The organism is Bifidobacterium sp. ESL0764, from assembly GCF_029395515.1.
In the GTDB taxonomy this organism is placed as follows: Bacteria; Actinomycetota; Actinomycetes; order Actinomycetales; family Bifidobacteriaceae; genus Bifidobacterium.
Genome location: NZ_CP113919.1, coordinates 583603 through 607971 on the forward strand (window position 1 = coordinate 583603; position 24369 = coordinate 607971).

Here is a 24369-nt window from a genome sequence, read left to right on the forward strand (position 1 = left end):
CAGATTGGCTTCTATTCACATCGAGTCCTCTTGGCCGATGTTGGACGTATTCCGCGTCTGTGGAGCCATGACTAGGGGGAAACAGAAATATGGTATCAACACAATTGGGGAAACGTCTCGCTGCGGCTGCGCTGGCCGGAGTGACGATGGTATCGATGGCGGCCTGCGGGTCGGGCCAGGCCAAGACTGCCAGCACGAAACACGGCAGTACCAGCAGCATCATCTCGGTGAACAACACCGAACCGTTGAGCGCCTTGGTGCCGGCGGACACCAACGAAATGGGCGGAAGCCGCATCATCCGCTACCTGTTCGAGGGGCTGGTGAGCTTTGATGCCAAGGGCAGGCAGCATATGGAGGTCGCCAAGTCCATTACGGCCAACGCGGATTCCACGCAATACACCATCAAGCTCAACGACGGCTGGAAATTCACCAACGGCGAGGCCGTCACCGCCCAATCCTTCGCCAAGGCCTGGAGCTTCGCGGCCAATGCGAAACACGCCCAGAAACAAGCCAGTCGAATGTCGATCATCAAGGGGTACGACGCGTTGCAGAAACCGGACGCCGCCGACGACGCCCAGCTTTCCGGTCTCCAGACCCCCGACGATCACACGCTGATCGTGACCTTGAACGCCCCGGATTCGGTGTTTCCCACCCAGGTCTCCCATCAGTCGTTCGCCCCGCTGCCCAGCGTGGCCTACAAGGACATCAAGGCGTTCGGCAAGCATCCGATCGGCGACGGCCCTTACATGTTCAAATCGTGGAGGCCCAACACGAGCATCACGGTGGTGAAGAATCCGGATTACCGCGGCAGCCGCAAGGTGATGAACGGCGGCATCGAATATCGTGATTATTCCAGTCCGGATGCGGCGTACGCCGATGTGCAATCCGGAAATCTCGACCTCCTGATGGACGTGCCGCAGTCTGCCTTGAAGACGTTCCGCACCGATTCGACCATCAAGGCCTATAGCCAGCCTGGTTCCGTCTATATGGGCATCGTCATCCCCGAACGTCTTGCGCATTTCGGGCTGAACAAGGAAGGCGACCTGCGTCGTCAGGCGATTTCCATGGCCATCGACCGCAATCAGATCATCGACAAGGTCTTCTACAACACCAAGACCGCCGCCACCGACTTCACTTCGCCGGGCGTTCCCGAGCATCAGAAGAACCTCAAAGGCACCGCGAACCTGCGTCATAACGCGGCCAAGGCGAAGCAGTTGTGGAAACAGGCCGACGCGATTTCCCCGTTCAAACAGAAGCTCACCATATCCTATCCGACCGATGGCGGCCATAAGCCGTGGATCGAAGCGGTGTGCAACCAACTGAAGAACACCTTGGGCGTGGACGCCGTGGCGGATGCCTACCCGACGATGAGCGACATGCTCAAGCGCGTGCTGGACCGCAGCATCCAGACCCCCTATTTCTCCGGATGGTCGCTCGACTATCCCTCCGCCGAGGATTACATGACCCCGCTCTACTCCTCCGAATCGGCCGATGGGCATGGCACCAACAACGGCGACTACAAGAACCCGCAATTCGACGCGGCACTGCTCAAAGCGAAGTCGGAGAAGGACGTGGCCAAGCGCACCGCCGATTTCAACGCGGCCCAGGAGATCCTCCTGAACGACTTGCCGGCCATCCCGATGTGGTGCAACAACGTGTCGGCGGCTTCCTCGCCGAGCGTGGGCAATGTGCATTTCGACTATACGAATGTGCCGACCTATAACACCATTACCAAGTAGGCTTTCCATTAGCGAATAGGCTTTTCGCTGAAGGGGCGGTTTCCATGCTTAAGTGTGGGAAACGCCCCCTTTCCGTCTCTGCTGAAGATGCTTGGCTAAGGCTTGCCGGAAACTGTGTACAGATTTCTGTCGGATTCCCGTGTTTCCCACCGCTCTTTCCGGGTCCTCTATATGATGGGACGAACAGCGTCTGCTGTCGGTGCCATATGTAATGCGAAGGGTAATGTGAAGACCAAAGCCAAAACCAAAGCTCAGACTAAAGCGGTGTCGAAACGTACGGCGAAATCGAAGGCAAAGCCGAAACCCGCGCCGAAAGCGAAGAAGCGCGGCGGTTTTCTGCGTGCGATTGTTGCGCTGCTGGCTTGGCTGTGTCTTCTTGTGGCCCTGTTGGGCACGTTCAGCCGTGAGCTGCCCGAGGAGCTGCAGTCGTTGCCCTATGTGCCTGCGGTTGCCGCGTTTACCCCGTGGTTTGCCTTGCTCGCTCTTCTGGCGCTGTTGCTTGCGTTGGTGTCGCGCAGATGGATGGCCGCGCTGTTGGCCATCGCGTGTCTTGGATTTCAGGGATGGCGGCAATATCCGTATTTCGTCGCTCAGACCCATCTTGACGCTGCCGCGATTTCGGCGGTCGGCGAAAACCATGCCGATATCCACGATTCCTATGCCCGAGTAATGACCGTCAATGTCTACAAAGGCCGGGCTTCGGCCAAGGCGATCGTCGATGCGGTGCGCGACCAGCGCGTGGAAGTGCTGGCGCTGCAGGAGACCACGAAGCCGTTCGTGCGCGCCCTCAGCGCTGAAGGTATCGACGAGTACCTGCCTTACTCGCAGATCTCCTCGTCGGACGGCAAGTACGGCAACGCACTGTTTTCGGCCACGGCGTTGGATTCGCCGGCGGACGACGACGTCGATTCCAGCGCTTCCTTCATGCCAGGCGGCACTGTTTCGTTTGCCGGCGGCAAGATGCCCGTCCGCTTCGTTTCGGTGCATACCACGTCTCCGAAACCGGGTTATTGGACGCAGTGGCACGCCTCGCTTGATGACGTGGCGACGATGCGCTCGCACAAGCACACCAGATATGTGCTGATGGGTGATTTCAACGCGACCACCGATCACACACCGTTGCGCAACATCTTGGGTTCGCGTTTCCACGATGCCGCACAGAGTTCCGGCAGCGGGTTCGTCTTCACGTGGCCGGCGAACAGACCCGGTCTTCCCAAATTCGCGGGCATCGACCATATCGTCCTGGACCGGGGAATCGTCGCCGGGCAGGTCGGCACAGTCGCGATTCCCGGGTCGGATCACGCCGCGTTGCTCGCGACCATCGCGGTGAAATGACCCGAAAATTGTGACACGATACACATTCATCTACATGGGTGGCTAAGATGGGAGGCAGGCAGTTGAATGCCGAACGTACAAGTGAGATTACAACGAGGAGTGCTCATGGACGAGAAAACATTGGTAGACAAGCTTTCCAAGGTTACTACCATCACTGATTTGCAGGCGGTCGCCAAGGAGATCGGAAAGCCTATGACCGTTGAGCAGGCCGACAAGGCGCTGAACCGTCTCTTCGGCGCGGAAAACGATACTGGCGAACTGATGGGTGATTCCGTGGCGAAGGCCGCGAAGGACATCTTCGGCTGAGTTTGTAGTCTTAGAAACAAAGGGTTGGGTCCTGTTCCAATGTCATGACTGGAACAGGACCCAACCCTTTATTTATATGACTTATATGCGTTGAATAGGTCACACCGCGTTGGAGATGGCCTCCACGCTGGCTTTCGCGTCACCGAAGAGCATCGACGTGTTGTCGTTAAAGAACAGCGGGTTCTGCACTCCGGCGTAACCGGTGCCCATCGAACGCTTCAGGACGACGACCTGCCTGGCCTCCCAGACGTGCAGCACGGGCATGCCGGCGATGGGGGAGTTCGGGTCTTCGGCGGCCGCCGGGTTGACGGTGTCGTTGGCGCCGATGACCAGCACCACGTCGGTGTCGGCAAAGTCGTCGTTGATCTCGTCCATTTCCATGACGATATCGTAGGGGACCTTGGCCTCGGCCAGCAGCACGTTCATGTGTCCAGGCAGACGTCCGGCCACCGGATGGACGGCGAAACGGACCTCGACACCCTGCGCGCGCAGCTTCTCGACCAAGCCGGCCACGGCCTGCTGGGCCTTGGCGACGGCCATGCCGTAACCGGGAGCGATGATGACCGAGTGGGCGTCCTTGAACATCTGCGCCACATCGGCGGCGTTGGTCTCGTGGACTTCACCCTGAATCTCCTTGGCGTCGCCCGACTTGGCGGGCTTTTCACCGAAACCGCCGAGGATGACGGAGACGAACTTGCGGTTCATGGCCTTGCACATCAGGTAGGAGAGGATGGCGCCGGAAGCGCCGACCAGCGAGCCGGTGATGATCAGCAGGTTGTTGTCGAGCATGAAGCCCGATGCGGCCGCCGCCCAGCCCGAATAGGAGTTGAGCATCGAGATGACCACCGGCATATCGCCGCCGCCGATGGCCGCCACCATGTGCAGACCGAGCAGCAGGGCCAGCACGGTCATGATGGCCAGCGGCCAGATCGAGTTGGTGGGGATGAACCAGGCGATCATCGCGATCATGACGATGAAGACAATCAGATTGATGAGGTTATGGCCGGGGATGAGCAGCGGCTTGGACTTGATCTTGGCCGAAAGCTTCAGGTAGGCGATGATCGATCCGGTGAAGGTCACCGCTCCGATCAGCACGCCGATATAGGTCTCGGCCAGATGCGCGCCGTTCGGGCTTTTTTCGGTCAGCCACGAATTGTAGCCGATCAGCACGGCCGAGATGCCCACGAAGCTGTGGAGCATCGCGATCAGCTCCGGCATCTGTGTCATCTCGACGGTGCGTGCCTTGTAAATACCGAAGGAGGCGCCGATGATGAAGACCAGGGCGATCAAAAGGGCCGTCACCCACACGGGACGGGCCGAGTCGACCAAGGCCAGCGCGATGGTCGCGACGATGGCGATGGCCATGCCGATCATGCCGAGGATGTTGCCGCGGCGGGCGGTTTCCTGCTTGGAGAGACCTGCCAGAGAGAGAATGAACAGTACTGCCGCCAATAGGTAGGCGGATTGGGCGATGGATTCGAGTGTCATGATTTCACGCGTCCTTCCTGAACATGCTGAGCATTCGGTAGGTCACCAGGAACCCGCCGAACACGTTGATCGAGGCGATGGCCGCCGAAATCACGGCCAGAACCGTCACGAGCGTATTCGCCGAGCCGATCTGCAGCAGCGAGCCGATGAGGATGATGCCCGAGATGGCGTTCGTCTGGCTCATCAGCGGCGTGTGCAGCGAATGCGTGACGTTCGAGACGACGTAATAACCGACGAAAATCGCGAGGATGAAGATCGAGAACGTCATCGTAAGCTTCGAGTCGGCGAACGCCAACGCGACGGCGAGCAGGATGGCCGCAATCGCCATCAGCACGGTGTTGCGTTTGTTCTTTTGTGCCGCAATAGCGGCTTCCTTGGCCTTGGCGGCTTGCTCTTGGGCCTGCTTCTCCTCGGGTGTCAGCTTGGGCTTGTTGTCGGCCTTGGCTGCGGCGGAAACCGCAACCTTTGGCGGCGGCCACAGGATCTTGCCTTCCTTGGTCACGGTCATGCCGCGCTGCACCTCGTCGTCAAGGTCGAGCGTGACTTGCCCGTCCTTCTTGGGTGTCAGGAGCTTCATCAGGTTGACGACATTGGTGCCGTACAGCTGCGAGGTCTGCTGGGGCATGCGACTGGCGAGGTCCGTGTAGCCGATGATGGTCACGCCGCCCTCGGTGGTGATCTTCTTGCCGGGCTGCGTCAGTTCGCAATCGCCGCCGCCGCTGGCCGCGAGATCGACGATCACCGAACCGGGTTTCATACCGGCCACCGCTTCCTTGGTGATGGTCAGGACGCCTTGGCCACGCACCAGCGCGGTGGTGATGACGATATCGGCGTTCGCTGCTTCTTTGGTGTAAAGCGCCAGCGTCGCCTTTTCCTGGTCGTCGCTCAGCGCTTTGGCGTAACCGGTGTCGGATTTCTCCTGCTGGGCGCCCTCGGCGTGCACGAAGGTAGCACCGAGGGATTCGATCTGTTCGGCGGCTTCCGGGCGGACGTCGAAGGCGCGGACCTCGGCGCCCATCGATGCGGCCGCGCCGATGGCGGCCAGCCCTGCCACGCCGCCGCCGATGACGAAGACCTTGGCCGGAGCCGTCTTGCCGGCTGCGGTGACCTGCCCGGCGAACATGCCGCCGTAGGATTGTGCGGCTTCGATGACCGCGCGGTAGCCGGAGACGTTCGACATGGTCGAAAGCACATCCAACGACTGCGCTCGCGAGATGCGCGGCACCGCGTCGAGCGCCAGGGCCGTGATGTTGTGGTGGGCCAGGGTGTCGAGCAGCTCGGCGTTGCTGTGCGGTGCAAGGCGGGAGACCAGCATGGCGCCCGGCTTCATCCGGGCGATTTGCTCAGGCGTCGGCGTGTCGACGGTCACTACGATGTCGGCGTTCCAGACATCCCCAGCCGCGCCGATTGTTGCGCCTGCCTCGTTGTAGTCGGTGTCGGAGAAACTCGCCTCTTCTCCGGCGTGGGTTTCGATAGAGACGCCGTAACCGAGTTTTTTCAGCTGACCGACGGTTTTCGGCGTCGCCGCAACCAGCCTTTCACCCGGGGAGGTCTCCTTAGGTATTCCGATAATCACAGTTGCTCCTTTCATGGGGCCATGATGCTTAAGCATCATCATAGTTACTGCACAACTTCTCTGTTGCTTTTACATCCCGTCTTTGGGCACTTTTCAGTTACCAGTATAGCCGTTCATTGCAAAGTACCGAGAATAAGAATCATGCATTTCTCGACGCGCGTGAAGACGGAATCTAACCTCGAAATTATTCGAGGTTAGATTGCTGAGCCGTTAAAAACGAAGCACTGTGAGCTTCGTTTAGGCAATGTGAGCGCGCTCGACGCGCGCGAAGACGGAATCTAACCTCGTTTTATTCGAGGTTAGATTGCGTACCGGCCGTCGCCGCCGTCGACTGCTGCTCGGCCTCGGCGTTTTCGAGCTTGGCGCGCACCTCGTTTAAGAGGTTTTGCGCACGCTTGGCCAGCGCCTCGCCGACCTCCCACTGGTGCATCGATTGGTCGAGGTTCAGGCCACCGGCCTCCAGCGCCTGCACGGCCTTGATGAGGTTGTCGCGCGCCTCTTCGTACGGCATCTGCGCGATCTGGTCGCGTTCCTTGTCACTGAGGCTCGAAGCCGGAGCCTCTGCCTTGGTGTTTTCGTTCTTGTTGTCTGCCGCATCTTTGGTTGCTGTTGCCATCGTTAGTCCTTATATTCTTTGTTGCTGTTGCTTGATGTTATTGGATATTCGTGGTGCCGGGAAGCTGCCGCCGTTTCCGTTATTTCGGATTGACGGTTTTCGCCTCCGTGACCACCTCGCCCTTCTTCAGAGTCAGGGTCAGCGTATCGCCCGGAGAAACTGTCGAAGCATCGTCGAGCACGTGTCCGTTGGCCGCCTGCACCACGGCATACCCGCGGTCGAGCGTGGACTGCGGGCTCAGGGCCTTGAGGCTGGCGTGCAGTTTTTCGACGGTCAGGCTGGCGTCGTCCACGATTCTGGTCAATCCCAGCTGCATACGCTGCACCGACTCGTCCAGGAACCGCTGGTGCGGCTCGAGCATCGTGCGCGGATGGGTGAGACTTGGCCGGTTCGCGTAGCCTTCGATGACGCGGATTTCGTTGTCGACGCGGGCGCGAACGCGCATGTTCATCTGCGTGCGGGCGTTGGCGATGAGCTGCCATTGCTCACGCACGTCCGGCACCACTTTCTTTGCGGCGTCGGTGGGGGTGGAAGCGCGCAGATCGCTGGCCAGATCGATCAGCGTCCAGTCATCCTCGTGGCCGACGGCCGAAATGATAGGAGTGACGCAGGCTGCGGTGGCTCGCACCACGCCTTCGTCGGAGAAACCGATAAGGTCCTCGAAACTGCCGCCGCCACGTGCCACGATGATGACGTCCACGTCCGGGTCGGCGTCAAGCTTTTGGATCGCGGCGGTGACCTCCTGTGGGCACTGCACGCCTTGGACGTGCGCGTGCACCACCTTGAATTTCACGGCCGGCCAGCGCAGGTTGACGTTGGTGATGACGTCGCCTTCCGCGCGTGCCTGGGGGGCGCAGATCAGGCCGATGCACTTCGGGAATTCCGGCAGCGTCACCTTGTTCTCGGCGTCGAACAGGCCTTCGCCTTTGAGCTTCTTGCGCAGCTCGTCGATCTGGGCCTTGAGGTCGCCGGCGCCGATGCGGCGGATGTCGTCGGCCACAAAGCTCAGGCGCGTGGCCTTGATCCACACGTCGGGCTTGCCGTGGATGACCACGCGGTCGCCTTGGTGGAAGCCCGAGGCCATGGCCACGAAGTTGCGGAAGCCCATCACCGATATCGAGATGTCCTCGAAATTGTCGCGCAGGGTGATATAGCCGGAACTGGCGCGGCGCATGTTGATTTCGACGATCTGCCCCTCGACCCATGAACCGGGCCAGCGGCGCACGGCGTCATGGTATTTCTGGCTGACCACGCTCACCGGCCAGGGGTTCTCGGGCGTGGTGTCGCGCGCGAGCCGCGGCAGCTCGCCGGGACGTCTCAACCCAAGTTGGCCCCCCGGTCCCGGATCGGTGCCCGGACTTGCGTTTTGGTTGGGTGCCGCATACCCATATCTCGTGTTGAATGCCATGATTCCACAATCCTCTTGATGAAGGACAAGGAAGGCTATCTTGAGACGAATATCAAGATTCCTTGATTCGAGGCTGGACAAATGTTCAAGGTTTTTGCGAGACAAGCCGACGAAAAAACAAATGTGAAAATTTTAAACTATGAATTTCCGCACTATTCCGCCATTATTACTAAATCTGGGGGAGAAACGCCGATTGAATCCCTAGATATAGTATTTGGGGCGTCGTATAGTGAGGGAAGACACAGAAAGTTACACGCGTGTGATTTCATCCATGTGATTTGTAGATCTGTGTCGGCGTCTTGTTAGTTGCAGAGGAAGGTATGTGATGCAGGCTCAGGTTCTGGATGCGCCGGCAAAGCCAACGACGGCGACAAAAACCGTACTGGTGGAAAAGCGTGACGGGCGGATTGTTGATTTTGACCCGGTGAACATCATCGCGGCAGTGAAATCGGCCTTTAAGGATCTCAACAAGGAAGTCGGTCCTGAAGAGGAACAGATGATCCGCGATCTCGCCAACGGCATCGAAGGCGAAGTCAAGGAGCGTTACAGCGGCCCGGCCAAGATCGAGGACATCCAAAACCTCGTCGAGCACGGACTGGTCGAAAACCATCTCTACGAAGTGGCTCGCAACTATACGAACTATCGTCTCAACAAGGACATCGACCGCGCCAAGGCCACCGATATCAACGCCGCCGTCGACCGCTTGGTCAACAAGGACGAGACGCTGGTGCGCGAGAACGCCAACAAGGATTCCAACGTCTACGCCACGCAGCGCGACCTCTTGGCCGGGGCCGTCTCCAAGGCCTCCGCCTTCTCGATGCTCCCGAAGCGCGTCTCCAACGCCCATATGAAGGGTGACATCCACTTCCACGATGCCGATTACTCGCCGTTCACCGCCGAGACCAACTGCTCGCTGCCGAACTTCGCCGACATGCTGCACAATGGCTTCGAGCTGGGCAACGCGATGATGGACACCCCGAAGTCCATCGGCACCGCCGCCACGCAGATCACGCAGATCATCAAGGACATCGCGGGCGACCAGTACGGCGGCCAGACCGTCAACCGCGCCGACGAGATGCTCGACGAATACGCCCGCAAGGACTATAAGAAGTTCCTCGACCAGGCCCACACCATGATCCCGGATTCCATGCCCGAGGATGTGGCCCAGGAGATCGTCGACGGGCTGAAGGCCAACGAGCCCAAGACCCTGCACTTCGACGCCGACCGCAAGCCGATTCCGCAGGACACTCCGTTCCACGCCGACGCTCCGAAGCTCGAGCAGATCCGCGAGATCTACGCCAAAATCATGACCCGCAAGGCCATCTACGACGCCATGCAGACCATGGAATACCAGATCAACTCCAACCGCGTCTCCAACGGCCAGACCCCGTTCGTCACCGTCGGCTTCGGGCTCGGCACCTCTTGGTTCTCTCGTGAGATCACCCGCTGCATTTTCCTGGTGCGCATCTTGGGCCTCGGCCGCGACCACCACACCGCGATCTTCCCGAAGCTCACCTACGCGATCAAGCACGGCGTCAACTCCGAGCCGGGCGATCCGAACTACGACCTGAAGCAGCTCGCGCTTGAGTGCTCGACCAAGCGCATGTACCCCGACATTCTCTTCTACGAGAACCTCGTCAAGATCACCGGCTCCTTCAAGGCGCCGATGGGCTGCCGTTCGTTCCTGCCCAGGTGGACCAATCCCGACACCGGCAAGGATGAGGAGGAAGGCCGCTTGAACCTCGGTGTGGTCACCGTCAACATCCCGCGTATCGCGTTGGAATCTCGCGGTGACAAGGACCGCTTCTGGAAGATCTTCGACGAGCGCATGGACGTCGCTCACGAAGCCTTGCAGTTCCGTATCATGCGCTGCAAGCAGGCCAAGCCGATCAACGCGCCGACGCTCTATCGTTACGGTGCCTTCGGCCGCTTGGCTGCCAACGACAACGTCGACCAGCTCTTCAACCGCGACCGCGCCACCGTCTCGCTCGGCTATATCGGCCTCTATGAGGCGACCAGCGTCTTCTACGGCAAGGATTGGATGAAGGACCACAGCTGGGACGCGGAAGGCAAGGAGTTCGCGCTCTCGATCGTGAAGAAGATGAACGAGCTGTGTGCCAAGTGGGCCAAGGAAGAGGGTTATCACTATTCGCTCTATTCCACGCCTGCCGAGTCGCTGACCGACCGCTTCAACCGCATGGACCGCGAGAAGTTCGGCCGCGTGCCGGGCGTGACCGACCACGACTTCTACACCAACTCCTTCCACTATCCGGTCTGGCTGTCGCCAACCCCGATGGAGAAGCTCGACTACGAGAAGGACTTCCCGTACTACGCTTCGGGCGGCTTCATCAACTACTGCGAGTTCCCGACGCTGCAGACCAACCCGAAGGCGCTCGAGGCCGTGTGGGATTACGCCCACAACATCGGCATCGGCTACCTCGGCACCAACACCCCGATCGACCACTGCTACGTCTGCGGCTTCGAGGGCGACTTCGAACCGACCGAAGAGGGCTTCAAATGCCCCGAGTGCGGCAACTCCGACCCCGACAAGTGCAACGTCACCAAGCGCACCTGCGGCTACCTCGGCAACCCGGTGCAGCGCCCGATGGTGCATGGCCGTCACGAGGAGATCACGCATCGCGCCAAGCACATGAGCGGCGAGACCGGCCACGTCGTGCTGAAGGACGGCACCGAGCGTGAATGGTACGAAGAGGCCCGTTGATTCGGTAGTTTTCCAGATTTCCAGATAGTGAGGTAAAGGCGGTTCACTGGTTGTTCGGTGACCGCCTTTACTTTGCCCGGTGATGCTGGAACTACCGAGTGATGAAGCAGCTTCTTTTTTATTATTGTGCGAGAGATTTTCCCACGTCACGAGTTTGAGGTGGCGGTCGAAGTAAAGGGGGAACGATATGGGCAAGCTGGCAGGTGGCAAGTTGCATGATTTCGCCGCGGATGAGCAGGGTCGTGGGCCGTGGATTCCCACGGCGCTGGCCAATAACCCGAAGGCGGGGCAGTGGACGAGCGAGCGGCTCAGCCACGACATGATCGCCGACTACAAGCCGCTGGTGATGACCGACGGCGAGGGCATCCGCTGCTCCGTCTACGTTTCCGGCTGTCCGTTCCACTGCGTCGAGTGCTTCAACGAATCCATCTGGGATTTTCAGGCCGGCCATCCTTATACTCAGGGTTTTGAGGACAAGGTCATCAAGGATCTGGGCAATGACGTCGTTCAAGGCATCACCTTCCTCGGCGGCGAGCCGCTGCTCAACACCGGCGTGCTGCTGCGTCTTGCCAAGCGCATCCGTAAGGAATTCGGGCACAGCAAGGACATCTGGTGCTGGACGGGCTACACGTGGGAGGAACTCATGCGCCCCGGCGAAAGCGACGACAAGCTCGAGCTGCTGCGCGATGTCGACATCCTGGTGGACGGACGATATATGAAAGACCACCACGACTCGCTTCTGCAATTCCGCGGCTCCAGCAACCAGCGCATCATCGACGTGCCGGCCTCATTGCGCGCGCACGACGAATCCGGTTCGGTCAAACCGGTGATCTGGTCCAAGCTCCACGACCAGCACCGCTTCATCCCCGAGGTCTACGGCAAGGACCGCTCCGCCGGCGAAGGTGCCGCGAGCTGATCGACGGTTCGGGCGGTTTGGGTATTCAGAGGATACGCAACAGGTGAGGGATTCATCAACCTTTTTGACTACGACGTGACAAAGCTGGTGGACAACGAATGCGACAACGCGAAGAAGCATGAAACGTGATGGTTGTCAAGAGATGTAGGTCACACTGCTTACTACTGTGAGCTGAATCACGGTGAAGTTCCTTACTGCTGGGCTGTGTCGAGACTAATCTAGCAATGTATATGTGTGTAAACTCACAGCGTCAGGTTACGTAAAAACGCGGCGGGTTTATGGGAATGGTGAGGATTCAGGCATGGCTGACGTGATGGAAACCAAGACAACGGAGCATGAGGTTACGCCCCTGCGGGTCGGGCTCGATATCGGTTCAACTACGGTCAAGGCCGTTGTGCTGGACAAAAGCAGCGACCTGAAGGACGTGCTCTTCGCCGATTATCGGCGTCATAACGCCAATGTGCGCGCCACGGTGGCCGGGTTGCTGCGTGACGTCAAGAAACAGCTTGAAGAGGACGGGCGGGGCTGCCAGCCGATCAACCTGGCCATCACCGGTTCCGGTGGCCTGGGCCTGGCCGACGATATGAACGTGCCGTTCGTCCAGGAGGTCATTGCCGAAACCAAGGCCATCGACCAGGTCTACCCCGAAGCCGACGTCATCATCGAACTCGGCGGCGAAGACGCAAAGATCACTTATCTCAAGCCGACACCGGAGCAGCGCATGAACGGTTCCTGCGCGGGCGGCACGGGCGCGTTCATCGACCAGATGGCCACCCTGCTGGATACGGATGCCAGCGGCTTGAACGACATGGCCAAGAATTACAAGATTCTCTACCCGATCGCCTCGCGCTGCGGCGTCTTCGCCAAATCCGACCTGCAGCCGCTGATCAATGACGGTGCCGACAAGCCCGACCTCGCCGCCTCCATCTTCACCGCAGTGGCCACGCAGACCATCGCCGGCCTCGCTTCCGGCCGTCCGATTCACGGCAACGTGGTCTTCCTCGGCGGGCCGTTGTTCTTCCTTTCCGAGCTTCGCGAGGCCTTCGCACGCGCGCTTGAAGGTAAGGTCGACAGGTTCATCGTTCCCGAGAACGCCCACCTTTATGTGGCCTATGGTTCCGCGCTCATGTGCGGCGACGACAACGAGCTCGATGTCGGCCAGCACTTTGAGCCTCGCAGCTGCCAGGAGATCATCGACGACCTTGAGGCCTTGAAGAACAAGCCGGTCGACACTGCGACGATGCCGCCGCTCTTCCCGACCGAAGAGGACCGGCGCGAATTCAACGAACGCCACCATAAGGAGCAGATCAAGGTCGGCACGCTTGAAGGCGCGAAGGGCCCGCATTTCCTTGGTATCGACGCCGGCTCGACCACCATCAAGGCGACGCTGATCAACGACGACCGCGAGATCGTATGGTCGTCCTACGGCACTAACGACGGAAGCCCGCTCGATGCGGCCGTGGAAATCGTACGCAAGATCGAGAACGAATTGCCGGCCGAGGCGTGGATCGCACGCAGCTGCGCCACCGGTTACGGGGAAGGACTGATCACCACCGGCCTGCACCTGGACGAGGGCGTGGTGGAGACCATGGCGCACTATCGCGGCGCCGAAATGGTGAGCCCGGGCGTCACCGCCGTCATCGACATCGGCGGGCAGGACATGAAGTACCTCGCCATCGCCGACGGCGTCATCGACTCGATTTCCGTCAACGAGGCTTGCTCGTCGGGCTGCGGCTCGTTCCTGCAGACCTTCGCCTATTCCATGGGCCTGACCATCGAGGAATTCACCCAGGCTGCGCTGAGAAGCGACCACCCGGTCGACTTGGGTTCGCGCTGCACCGTGTTCATGAACTCGTCGGTCAAGCAGGCGCAGAAGGAAGGCGCCACCGTCGAGAACATCGCGGCGGGCCTGTGCTATTCCGTGGTGCGCAACGCGCTCTACAAGGTCATCAAGCTGCGCGATTCCGGCCAGCTCGGCGACACCATCGAGGTGCAGGGTGGTACGTTCCTGAACGACGCCGTGCTGCGCGCCTTCGAACTGCTGACCGGCAAAAAGGTGACCAGGCCGAACATCGCCGGCCTGATGGGTGCGTTCGGCGCGGCGCTGACCGCCCGCATGCATTATGAGGATGCCCACGAACTCGACGAGAGCGCGGAACACACCAAATCCGCCATCGTCGAGGGCGACGAACTCGACCACCTGTCGATGACCTCCGAGCGTGACGTGTGCAAGCGCTGCCAGAACCGTTGCAAGCTCACCATCACCACCTTCCAGGACGGCTCGCGTTACGTGACCGGCAACCGCTGCGAACGCGGTGCCGACGCCAAGGCCGAGCGCAGCGACCGGCCAAACCTCTACGATTACAAGTACAAGCGCGTCTTCGCCTACCGTCGCCTGACCGACAAAAAGGCCTACCGCGGCGAGATCGGCATCCCGCGCGCGCTGAACATGTACGAGAACTACCCGTTCTGGTTCACCCTCTTGACCAACCTCGGCTTCAAGGTCCGGCTTTCCGGCCGATCGAGCCACGAGCTCTTCCAATCCGGCATCGAATCCATCGCCTCGGAAAACATCTGCTACCCGGCCAAGATGGTGCACGGGCACATCAAGTGGCTGCTGGACCGCGGGGTCAAGACCATCTTCTACCCGTGCGTCTCCTACGAGGAGAACCTGGTCGAAGGCGACACCGACAACCATTACAACTGCCCGATCGTCGCCAACTACCCGGTCGTCATCGAGGCGAACATGGCCGAGCTGCGCGAACCCGGCATCCGCTACATGCGCCCCTACTTCAACCTCGCCGACCATGAGCTGATGGTCGACCGCATCGTCGAGGAATTCGCGTGGACCAACGTCACCCGCGAAGAGGCCGAAAAGGCCGTCAAGGCCGCGTACGCCGAAGACAAGATCTTCAAGCACGACGTGCAGCAGGAAGGCCTGCGCGCGCTCGCCTATATGAAGGAACACGACTGCCGCGGCATCGTGCTGGCCGGCCGCCCCTACCACATCGATCCCGAAATCAACCACGGCATCCCCGAGACCATCTGCTCGCTGGGAATGGTGGTGCTCTCCGAGGACTCCATCTGCGAGTTGCAGCCGGGCCAGAACCTGCACTTGAGCGAGTTTTTGAGCGAAGGCGAGAAGGACCCGCGAGCCAAGGACGAAGGCGGGTTCCGCGAGGTGGGCGATCGCAAGGTCATCAACATGCCGTTGCGTGTGGCCAACCAGTGGGCCTATCATTCCAGGCTGTATGCGGCGGCGAATTTCGTCGCCTCCTACCCGGGGCTCGAACTGGTGCAGCTCAACTCCTTCGGCTGCGGCATCGACGCCATCACCACCGATCAGGTCAGCGAGATTTTGGCCGACAAGGCCGACGTCTACACGCTGCTGAAGATCGACGAGGTCAGCAACCTCGGTGCGGCGAAGATTCGTCTGCGCTCGCTCAAGGCGGCCATCGAGGAACGCGAGGCCAACAAGGCCAAGCTCGCGCGTGCCGCGGCCAAGGCTGAGATTGAAGCAAAGCCTGCTGGCGATGCCGGCAATCAGAGAGTCGTGGCGGAATCCAAGCAGGTTGCTGCAGAAGAGCGCGCCGAAAGCGGTGCCGACGAAATGGCCAAGGAGGCTGCCGAGGCGAAGGCTCGCGAAGAGGCTGCGGCCAAGCGCGAAGCCGAATTGAAGGACGCCGAGAACAAGCTCGAAGAAGCCAAAGCGCAATTGGCTGCAGCCCAGGCTGCCGTCGATGCAGCGGAAAACAAGGCTGAAACCGCCAAACAGAACGTTGCTGCGTCTGCAGTTGTCGATTCCACTGATTCTTCTGATGATTCCGATAACGCGGAAGCCCCAGCCGATCGTCAGGGCGAGTTCCGCAAAACCGGTTCCAAGGCTCCGACCCCGGGCCGTCAGGTCTTGCTCGACAGCGTCATGAAGGCGAATCCGAAGCTCACCCAGTCCATGAAAGAGGCTTCACGCCGGGCCAATGGCAAGAGTGCCGCCGCAGGCAGCGCGAAAACCGAGCGGGCAAACGTCGCTTCGAACGCCGGCAAGTCCACTGACGGCAAAGACAAGAAACGCAGCAAGGGCACGATTTCCGCCTACGCCCACAAGGTGCGTTTCGAGAAGACCATGCGCCGCGACTACACCATCGTCGCCCCGCAGATGAGCCCGGTGCACATGAGCCTGGTCGAGGCCGTGATCCGTTCCGGCGGCTACAAGTTCGACGTCTTGAAGATGGCCGACCAGCAGGACGTGGAGACCGGCCTCAAATATGTCAACAACGACGCGTGCTACCCGGCCATCATGGTCGTGGGGCAGCTGGTCGATTCGATCATCAAGGGCAAGTACGACCCCGACAAGGTCTGCTTGGCCATCACGCAGACCGGCGGTATGTGCCGTGCCACGAACTATTATGGCCTGATCCGCAAGGCGCTGGTCGACGCCGGCTACCCGCAGGTGCCGGTCATCGCGCTCTCCACTCAGGGCATCGAGGACAACCCCGGTTTCACGGCGACCCCGACGCTGTTGTGGCGTGCGGTCAAGGCGTTGGTCATCGGAGACCTCTTGATGAAGTGCCATTACCGCGTGCGGCCGTATGAGAAGGTCAAGGGCAGCGCCAACAAGCTCTATGAGATGTGGGACAAGATCGTGCGCGAGACCATCGAGCATCACGGCCATTCGGCGACCGCCAAGCGAAAGATCGGCAAGGGTTATCTGCCCTACCAGACGCTGTTGAACGAGATCGTCAAGAGTTTCGACGCCCTGCCGCTGCGCAACATCCCACGCAAACCGCGCGTCGGCGTGGTCGGCGAGATTCTCGTGAAGTACCATCCCGACGCCAACAACCATCTGGTCGACCAGATCGAGGAACAGGGTTGCGAGGCCGTGGTGCCCGGCATCATGGAATTCATGACCACCCGTCCCTACATCACCGACTGGAACGAGAAGAACACCGGCATGGGCGGCAACAAGAAGCTCTATGCGCTGATGCGTTGGGGACTCGACCGGATCCTGAACCCGGTGCGCCGGGCCATCGACCTTGCGCACGGCAAGTTCAGCCAGGACACCCCGATGCCGGAGCTGGTGAAGATGGCCTCCACGGTCACCTCGATCGGTGTGCAGGCCGGCGAAGGCTGGCTGTTGACCGCCGAGATCCTGGAACTCATCAAGTCCGGCTGCCCGAACGTCGTGTGTGCCCAGCCGTTCGCCTGCCTGCCCAACCATGTCACCGGACGTGGCATGTTCGGCAAGATCCGGCGCCTGCATCCTGAGGCCAACATTGTCTCGATCGATTATGATCCGGGCGCTTCGGCCGCCAACCAGCTCAACCGTATCAAGCTGATGATCGCCGCCGCAAAGAAGGCCGACCAGAAGCTGGCCAAGGCCGACTGAACGGTCGTCGATAGTCGTTGATTGAAGCCGTATCAACAATCTGAAAGCCGGGCGATACCTGTTGGCGGGTATCGCCCGGCTTCCGTTGTTGGCCGAGAGGCCATGATACCGGTTTATGCCATCGGTCCATAAAAGATGCGATAGATGAAATGAAAGAGCACGAGGGCTCAATACCCAAATCAGTAGCCCCACTCGGCGCACTGAGTTTTACTGCTCAGCCGCCAAGTCTCACCATTCGGCACGCCAGTATTGCGCGGCGGCGGGGATGGCTTCGCGCGGCACGCCCAGACGCGCGGCGGCCATCGCGGGCCAGTGCGGGTTGCGCATCGCGGCGCGTCCGATCGAGACGGCATCGACCTGGCGGGTGCGCAGCATCGTCTCGGCCTGTTCCGGGCTACAAATGCCGCCGACCACGCTGACGATCGCGTCGGTGTCGGCCAGGGCACGTTTGATCTGTGCTCCCAACACCGCATGGAATCCGGGGCCGGAAGGCTGCAGCGGTGTGTTGACCAGCCCGCCGGAGGACACATCGACCCAGGTGATGCCATGGTTTTTGACCAGATCGCGCATCAGACGCGACGTGGCCTCCACATCAAGCCCGCCTTCGACCCAGTCGGTGGCGGAGATGCGGATGCCGAGCGGCTTGGTTTTCGGCCACACCTCGCGTACCGCGTCCACGACCTCGCGCGTGAGCCGGAATCGGTTCTCCTCGGTGCCGCCGTATTTGTCGTCGCGGGTGTTGGTCAGCGGAGAAAGCGACTGATGAAGCAGATAGCCGTGTGCGGCATGGATCTGAATGACGTCGTAGCCGGCGGCGTCGGCGCGGCGTGCGGCCGCGGCAAAATCCGAGACGATCTGTTCGATGCCGGCTTTGTCCAGTTTCGTCGTCGGACGATAGCCTTTGGCGATGGATTGGTCGGTCATCCCCACCGTCTGCCATCCACCGTCCTCGATCGGTGCCGAACCGCCGTGCATGCCGGGAAGCCAAGGCTTGCCTGAGGCGCGGCCACCCGCGTGGTTGAGCTGTACGGCTGCAGCCGCGCCTTGCGAGTGGATGAAGGAGACCAGGTGCCGGTGAGCGGCCTCCTGTTCGTCGCTGTACATGCCGAGGTCTCGCGGTGAAATCCTGCCGACCGGATCAACCCCGGTCGACTCGATGGTGAGCAGCCCGAACCCGCCGGCGGCGATGGACCCGTAATGCTGCAGGTGCCAGTCGGTGGCCACCCCGTCCATCTTCTCGACGGCATACTGGCACATGGGGGAGAGGATGGTGCGGTTGCGCAAGGTCAACCCCGTTCCGTCGGGTGTAGGAAGGATCAATGGCGAAAACAGCGTGCTGCGATGGTCTGTGGTCATGTTCTGCTCCTTTATCTCACCGATTTCGATATTCCCATTCTAAGCATGGCGGATTGATTTCGACGTTGACTCGACGGCACGGGACGAAACACGATGGTATAGTTTCGTAGCCATGGTGATGCATGATGGATATCACCGGTAGTGAGGTCGGAGTCGACTTGAAAGTCAAGGACGACAGTACAGAAGATTGCGTAGGCAGATATGAACGGAACAGATCGATTGGCAAAGTTGCCGGACAGGATTCTTTTCGGTGCGGCGTATTACGACGAGTATGTGCCGCGTGGGCTTGACCGGGTTGACAAGGATATGGAGATGATGCGGCATATCGGCATCGATACCATCCGCATCGCCGAATCGACGTGGAGCACGTGCGAGCCTCAACCGGGTGTCTTCGATTTCTCCCATATCGACCGTGTACTCGACGCGGCTGAGCGGCATGGCATTTCTGTGATTATCGGCACGCCGACCTACGCCGTGCCGACGTGGCTGGTGCGCATGCATCCCGACGTGCTTGCGGTGACCCCGGAGGGTCCCGGCAAATATGGCGCCCGGCAGATTATGGATATCGTCAATCCTTCGTACCGGTACTATGCCGAACGTGTCATCAGAAGACTGATCGCTCATGTCGCCCAGAATCCCGCGGTCATCGGCTATCAGGTCGATAACGAGACGAAATACTATGACTGCGTCTCGCCCGATATGCAGATGTTGTTTGTCAAATATCTTCGCGAGCGGTTCCATGACGATCTGGATGTGCTCAATGCCGCGTTCGGACTTGACTATTGGTCGAACCGCATCAATGCTTGGGAGGATTTTCCCGACGTAACCGGAGCCGTCAACGAGTCGTTGCGCGCGCAATTCGACAGGTTCAGGCGTTCGCAAGTAGCGCAATACCTGGCTTGGCAGGCCGGTATCGTACGCGAATACGCCAGGGGCGACCAGTTCGTCACCCATAATTTCGATTATGAATGGCGCGGCTATTCCTTCGGCGTGCAGCCGGCGGTCAGCCATTTCGAGGCGGCCAAGGCGTTGGATATCGTGGGTGTCGATATCTACCATCCCAGCGAGGACGAGCTTACCGGCAAGCAGATCGCGTTCGGTGGCGATATGGCCCGTTCGGCCAAAGGCGGACAGAACTATCTCGTGCTCGAAACCGAGGCGCAAGGCCAGCATGGTTGGTTGCCCTATCCCGGTCAGCTTCGTTTGCAGGCCTACAGCCACCTGGCCAGCGGTGCGGACAGCGTGATGTACTGGCATTGGCATTCTATCCACAATTCTTTCGAGACTTACTGGAAGGGTCTGTTGAGCCACGACTTTGAGCCAAATCCGACGTATGAGGAAGCCGGTGTTTTTGGGCAGGAAATCGCCCGGCCTGAGGTGCAGAGTTGCTTAAAGCATTTGCGCAAGCGCAACCAGGTTGCCATCATGGTGTCCAACGAGGCGCTGGGCGCACTTGACTGGTTCACGCTGGAAACCGGATTCCCGACTGACGGCGGGCTGCGTTACAACGACATCGTTCGAATGTATTACGATGCGTTGTTCGAGTTGAATATAGAAACCGATTTCGTGCCAGCAGACGTCGATGTTGCGACTCTGAACCAATATCGACTCGTGTTGACGCCGGCGCTGTATTGCGCTCCGCAAAGTACTGTCGATACGTTGCGCGCCTACGTCAAAGCTGGCGGCCACCTGCTCTCCTCGCTGCGTTCGTTTGTCGCCGACGATGATGTGACGGTCTGGCACGACCGGGCTCCGCATGGGCTGACCGACGTGTTTGGCATGAGCTACAACCAGTTCACGCGGCCGAATGATGTCGGTGTCGTGCCGGCGGCAAAAGACTACGGAGCTGCTCTTGCCGTACCAAAGGCTCGAAGCCAAGCCGAAGCTGAGACCGAGACGAAAAGAGTGACGCAACCGGAAACCAAGGCCAAGGCGTTGATTGAGCTGCTGAAACCGAATGGCAACGGCACGCAGGTTTTGGCTGCTTATGACCATCCGGCTTGGGGAGTCTACGCTGCGATCACCCGCCACGTCTTTGGCTTCGGCTGGGCGCAGTGGGTCGGTACTGTTCTTGATGCTGACGCAATGCGTGCTGTGGTTCGCGATGCTGCCAATGCTGCAGGCGTCAGGTCGTTGGGCGTCAGCTTGGCCGGGCAGGTGACAGTGCGTGTCGGGTTTAATCAGAACGGTGAACGCATCGTTTATTTCCTGAACTATTCACCTGATCCGGTGTCCTTCGCCTCGCCAATATCAGGCAAGGTGGTCGTAGGAGGCATCAAGGTCGCTTCCAACGGATCGGCGATTGTGGATCACGCGTCCGGTCCGGCGTCCGGAACTTGCATTGAGGCCGGAGACGAGTTGACGATTGGGCCTTGGAATCTGGCCGTTGCCGTCGTTCAGAAGGGGGCACGCTGATATCCGGCCGACGGGATCGGTGCCGGTCGATTCGATGGTTTGTTTGATGCGGTAAGTTATACTGGCAATTATGGCTAACTCAAAGGGGAAGCGGATACGTAAATCTCCGGAACAACGTAGAAAAGAAATTATCGATGCAACTACGCGGTTGATGAGTGAACGGGGATACAACGGCTTTACGCTGACTGATATCGCCGATGCGATAGGTATGAGTCAGCCCGGCTTGATGCATTATGTGAAGAATAAGGAAAGTCTGCTTTCTTCTGTTATCACGCAAATATACGACAATGCGGGCACTCCTGAAGAATTCATACAGTCGGGATTGCCGGGAAGCGATAGCAATAACTTGCTGTTCCCGGCATATATGCGTTATTTGGTCGGATATAATGCCCAGCGTAAATCCCTTGTGCAGCTCTACAATGTTCTGTCGACCGAAGCGGCCAATCCCAATCATCCTCTGCATAAGCTTTTCACGAATCGGCCACAGCAGATTTGGGAGCACTATTCGGAATTCATATGGAAGATACCGCCCGAGATAGGGGAGTGGAACAACATGCGGCCTTCTGTGCGCAGATGTATGGAGTTTTTGGACGGTATACAACTGCGGTGGCTGCGTAAACCTCCGATCGATATGCTGACCGAATGGCTTGATATCGAGTCCTTGCTGTTTCCCTCCCCGATCTGGGATGGTTATCGATCGTTATGAGCAAATACCATAATCGACGGCAATCTATTGTTTATGCGGCTTGATGACTTCAACCTCAATGTCGCTGGGTGCGTTGAAGGAAATCGACATGTCTGACTGCCCCTTTCCGTTGTCCTTCTTCCAAGATACTTGTATGGGACCGTGCGGGGTGGCGACTGAGCCGGAGGCTTTTTCCAGCCCGGCCGCATGGGGGGAAATCCTCGCGCTTCGATACCCCGGTGAACTTGGTTTGACGCCCAGTATTGCTGACGGTAATTCGTAGAGGGCCAACGCACCCCAGGCATGGCAGTCGCTGCGCTGTTTGAGGTCGTCTTCCGCGCAGGTCGTCATATGGTTGCTGAGCATCTTCTGCCACGGAGTCCATAATGTTGATGTTTCGTCGTAAAGGTCAAGTTCCTCCAAAGCCCGGAAGAGATAATATGCCATCGCGATCGAACATTGCGCATAGTGTTTCGGATCCTCAAGTGTCGTCATGACGTTTTTCCGGGATTGCTCGATATCGCTGGTATGCGTCAATGCGGCGAATACCTGGCAATGCTGACTGATGTCGGAGCAGGAGGGTCCATCTGTATACATTCCATGGGCATCGCGGCAGAGGAGATTGACGGCCTTTTGTATGTCGCTTGCTTCTCTGGCACACGTCTCCGCCTTGCCTTGATCGCCAAGATGCTTGTATATCTTCGATGCATATTGCAGCGCCATGATATAGAGCAGGCTTTCCATGGTCAACGGACCATCGAGGATAGCCGTAGGAACGCCTCTTGTCTTGTTCCACTCCGATGTCCAGTCGATGAACGACCAACAAGGATCCGGGGCGTCTATGCCGCCGACTTTACCTACAATGCCGTCTTTGGTCAAGCGGTCATGGAAGTAACCGAGAATGTCGTCCACAAGGGGCATATGCTTCTTCAGAAGTTCCGTGTCGTCAAAGTACATCATGTGGTCGTAGAGTATGCCCACGAAATAAAGGGAATACCCGGGAATGACGTTTCTCGTGTTATTCGGCCAGCTGGCATTGAGCAGTCCCTCGGCTTGTTTGGCGTTCGAGAACGCCTCGATGGCTTGTCTGGCCAGCCGATCGTCGGCGGAGACTGCATACGTGTAGAGAATTTCAGTACGAGAATCCATAATGTATTGCAATTGCTCGTAAAACGGGCAGTCCTCGTAGGTTTCGTGCATGCAGCGCCGCAGTGTGCGCAATGACATATCCCAGATGTTGTTCAGCGTCTTGTCTTGAATGTTGACCGTTGTCGTGGCGTCAAGAGGGTATTCCGTCTGACGATAGTCAAACCGCACAATGGTCACGGGCTTTTTCCCGGCAGTGACCTTCAGACGGACGAAGCGGAACGTGCGCAGCCAGAAGGGCTCGTAGATTTCGGGCTCGCTTGTGGTGCCCCGGCCCGTGGGGTGATACGTGTCTGTGTAGCCGGCAAGAACCCCGTGTTCGCTGTCGGTCCTGTCTCCTTTCACTGGCTGGTCTTCGAATGCTGAAGGATGTTCGGGAGCGTATTTGACGTAGCCCTCTGATTGGAGGATGTCGATGCGACTGCCTGCTCCGCCGGTTAGAGCCAATTTGAGATATCCGGTCATGAGTTCGCCGGCGTCTACGACAAATTCCTTGACGGTTCCGGGTTCGAGCGTGACCGGAAGCGACGGACCTGAACGGAAGGAGCGTGAAGTGTCCCGCATGAACGGGATAGCTCGGGGTTGAAGACTATCGGGACGCAGGATGGAAGGCAGCTGCGCGGCGGTATATTCGTATGAGTTTGACCAATCCATGAAAGAGGAACTGTTCGACGTCATCCAGTGGTTGTCGGTGACGGAAGGCGCATAATCCTCCATAATCTGTAATGGAGCAAAGAATGGATTTTCGCTGACGATTCTTCGATTGGTGTCGATACGCGATTGCCAAGAAGCGTCGGTTGCCAGAGTGGGATTGCCTGTGACAGTGTCGCAATCCATGGATTCCAGCCAGAACCCGGGGCATGTGGTCGAGACGACGCTGTTGTTGCCAGGGGCATCGGATGGGTAATGAAGCACTGTAGCTGCGATGACGTTGTCCTCTTTATGCAGTGCTCCGGCGATGTCGCAAAGGTCGTAGCATCGTCTACTCGAATCTGTTTTGGCGGGACCGGCCTGAATGAACGTTCCGTTGACGAATAGTTTGTAACGGGCGTCAGCGCAGACTCTTACCTGGAAGTGTTCCGGAATGGTATTGATGTGAAGTATTTTCCGGAAGTTGGCGAAAACGGCCCGTTGTTTCGCCGCTGCCGTATCAGACTGTCCGTTTGGCGCGACAGGCCATATCCAATGGCTTTGAGCGGTCGTGCTGGGGGTTTGGTTGTTTTCCATCGATGCTCCTTTGCTGAAATATCGATAAATGGTATCTTGTAAAGACAA

14 protein-coding genes are annotated in these 24369 nt (G+C 59.1%); 8 read left to right on the forward strand and 6 right to left on the reverse strand.

The window, feature by feature from the left end:
* The first annotated feature begins 89 nt into the window (after nucleotides 1-89).
* The 3 genes from OZX71_RS02055 (at nucleotide 90) to OZX71_RS02065 (ending at nucleotide 3380) form a co-directional block, all read left to right on the forward strand.
* Nucleotides 90-1739, forward strand: coding sequence for an ABC transporter substrate-binding protein (locus OZX71_RS02055; protein ID WP_277160319.1), 1650 nt, complete (start codon nucleotides 90-92; stop codon nucleotides 1737-1739).
* Between the two features lie 264 nt (nucleotides 1740-2003).
* Nucleotides 2004-3074, forward strand: a complete 1071-nt coding sequence (locus tag OZX71_RS02060; protein ID WP_277145616.1) for an endonuclease/exonuclease/phosphatase family protein — start codon at nucleotides 2004-2006, stop codon at nucleotides 3072-3074.
* 105 nt (nucleotides 3075-3179) lie between these two features.
* Nucleotides 3180-3380, forward strand: a complete 201-nt coding sequence (locus OZX71_RS02065) for a hypothetical protein (RefSeq protein WP_277145615.1) — start codon at nucleotides 3180-3182, stop codon at nucleotides 3378-3380.
* A 99-nt stretch (nucleotides 3381-3479) separates the two neighbouring features.
* Here OZX71_RS02065 and pntB read toward each other — a convergent pair whose 3' ends face one another.
* From pntB to xseA, 4 genes are all read right to left on the reverse strand, one after another.
* The gene (gene pntB, locus OZX71_RS02070; RefSeq protein WP_277160320.1) at nucleotides 3480-4868 is read right to left on the reverse strand and encodes a Re/Si-specific NAD(P)(+) transhydrogenase subunit beta; all 1389 of its coding nucleotides are present in this window, start codon (nucleotides 4866-4868) and stop codon (nucleotides 3480-3482) included.
* A 4-nt stretch (nucleotides 4869-4872) separates the two neighbouring features.
* Nucleotides 4873-6486, reverse strand: coding sequence for a Re/Si-specific NAD(P)(+) transhydrogenase subunit alpha (locus OZX71_RS02075; protein WP_348519527.1), 1614 nt, complete (start codon nucleotides 6484-6486; stop codon nucleotides 4873-4875).
* Nucleotides 6487-6733: 247 nt separating this feature from the next.
* Nucleotides 6734-7060 carry an exodeoxyribonuclease VII small subunit gene (locus OZX71_RS02080; protein ID WP_277160322.1) on the reverse strand — a complete coding sequence of 109 codons (327 nt, stop codon included), beginning with the start codon at nucleotides 7058-7060 and terminating at the stop codon, nucleotides 6734-6736.
* 79 nt (nucleotides 7061-7139) lie between these two features.
* Nucleotides 7140-8468, reverse strand: coding sequence for an exodeoxyribonuclease VII large subunit (xseA, locus tag OZX71_RS02085; protein WP_277160323.1), 1329 nt, complete (start codon nucleotides 8466-8468; stop codon nucleotides 7140-7142).
* Between the two features lie 325 nt (nucleotides 8469-8793).
* Here xseA and nrdD point away from each other — a divergent pair, with 325 nt between their 5' ends.
* From nrdD to OZX71_RS02100, 3 genes are all read left to right on the forward strand, one after another.
* Complete coding sequence (nrdD, locus tag OZX71_RS02090) at nucleotides 8794-11190, forward strand: anaerobic ribonucleoside-triphosphate reductase (protein ID WP_277160628.1); 2397 nt, start codon at nucleotides 8794-8796, stop codon at nucleotides 11188-11190.
* Between the two features lie 196 nt (nucleotides 11191-11386).
* Nucleotides 11387-12106 (forward strand): anaerobic ribonucleoside-triphosphate reductase activating protein, encoded by a 720-nt coding sequence (nrdG, locus tag OZX71_RS02095; protein WP_277160629.1) that lies wholly within the window; start codon nucleotides 11387-11389, stop codon nucleotides 12104-12106.
* A gap of 301 nt (nucleotides 12107-12407) precedes the next feature.
* A complete protein-coding gene (locus tag OZX71_RS02100) occupies nucleotides 12408-17492 on the forward strand; it encodes an acyl-CoA dehydratase activase-related protein (RefSeq protein WP_277160324.1) in 5085 nt (1694 codons plus the stop codon).
* Nucleotides 17493-17720: 228 nt separating this feature from the next.
* On the opposite strand, the gene OZX71_RS02105 is transcribed toward OZX71_RS02100, so the two are convergent.
* Nucleotides 17721-18848 (reverse strand): tRNA-dihydrouridine synthase, encoded by a 1128-nt coding sequence (locus tag OZX71_RS02105; protein WP_277160325.1) that lies wholly within the window; start codon nucleotides 18846-18848, stop codon nucleotides 17721-17723.
* 219 nt (nucleotides 18849-19067) lie between these two features.
* Between OZX71_RS02105 and OZX71_RS02110 the strand changes: the two genes are divergently transcribed.
* The gene (locus OZX71_RS02110) at nucleotides 19068-21263 is read left to right on the forward strand and encodes a beta-galactosidase (RefSeq protein ID WP_277160326.1); all 2196 of its coding nucleotides are present in this window, start codon (nucleotides 19068-19070) and stop codon (nucleotides 21261-21263) included.
* Nucleotides 21264-21333: 70 nt separating this feature from the next.
* Complete coding sequence (locus OZX71_RS02115; protein ID WP_277145607.1) at nucleotides 21334-21969, forward strand: TetR/AcrR family transcriptional regulator; 636 nt, start codon at nucleotides 21334-21336, stop codon at nucleotides 21967-21969.
* 24 nt (nucleotides 21970-21993) lie between these two features.
* Here the strand turns inward: OZX71_RS02115 and OZX71_RS02120 are convergent, their stop codons facing one another.
* On the reverse strand, nucleotides 21994-24321 hold the full coding sequence (locus OZX71_RS02120) for an alpha-L-rhamnosidase C-terminal domain-containing protein (RefSeq protein ID WP_277160327.1): 2328 nt from the start codon (nucleotides 24319-24321) through the stop codon (nucleotides 21994-21996).
* Nucleotides 24322-24369 lie beyond the last annotated feature (48 nt).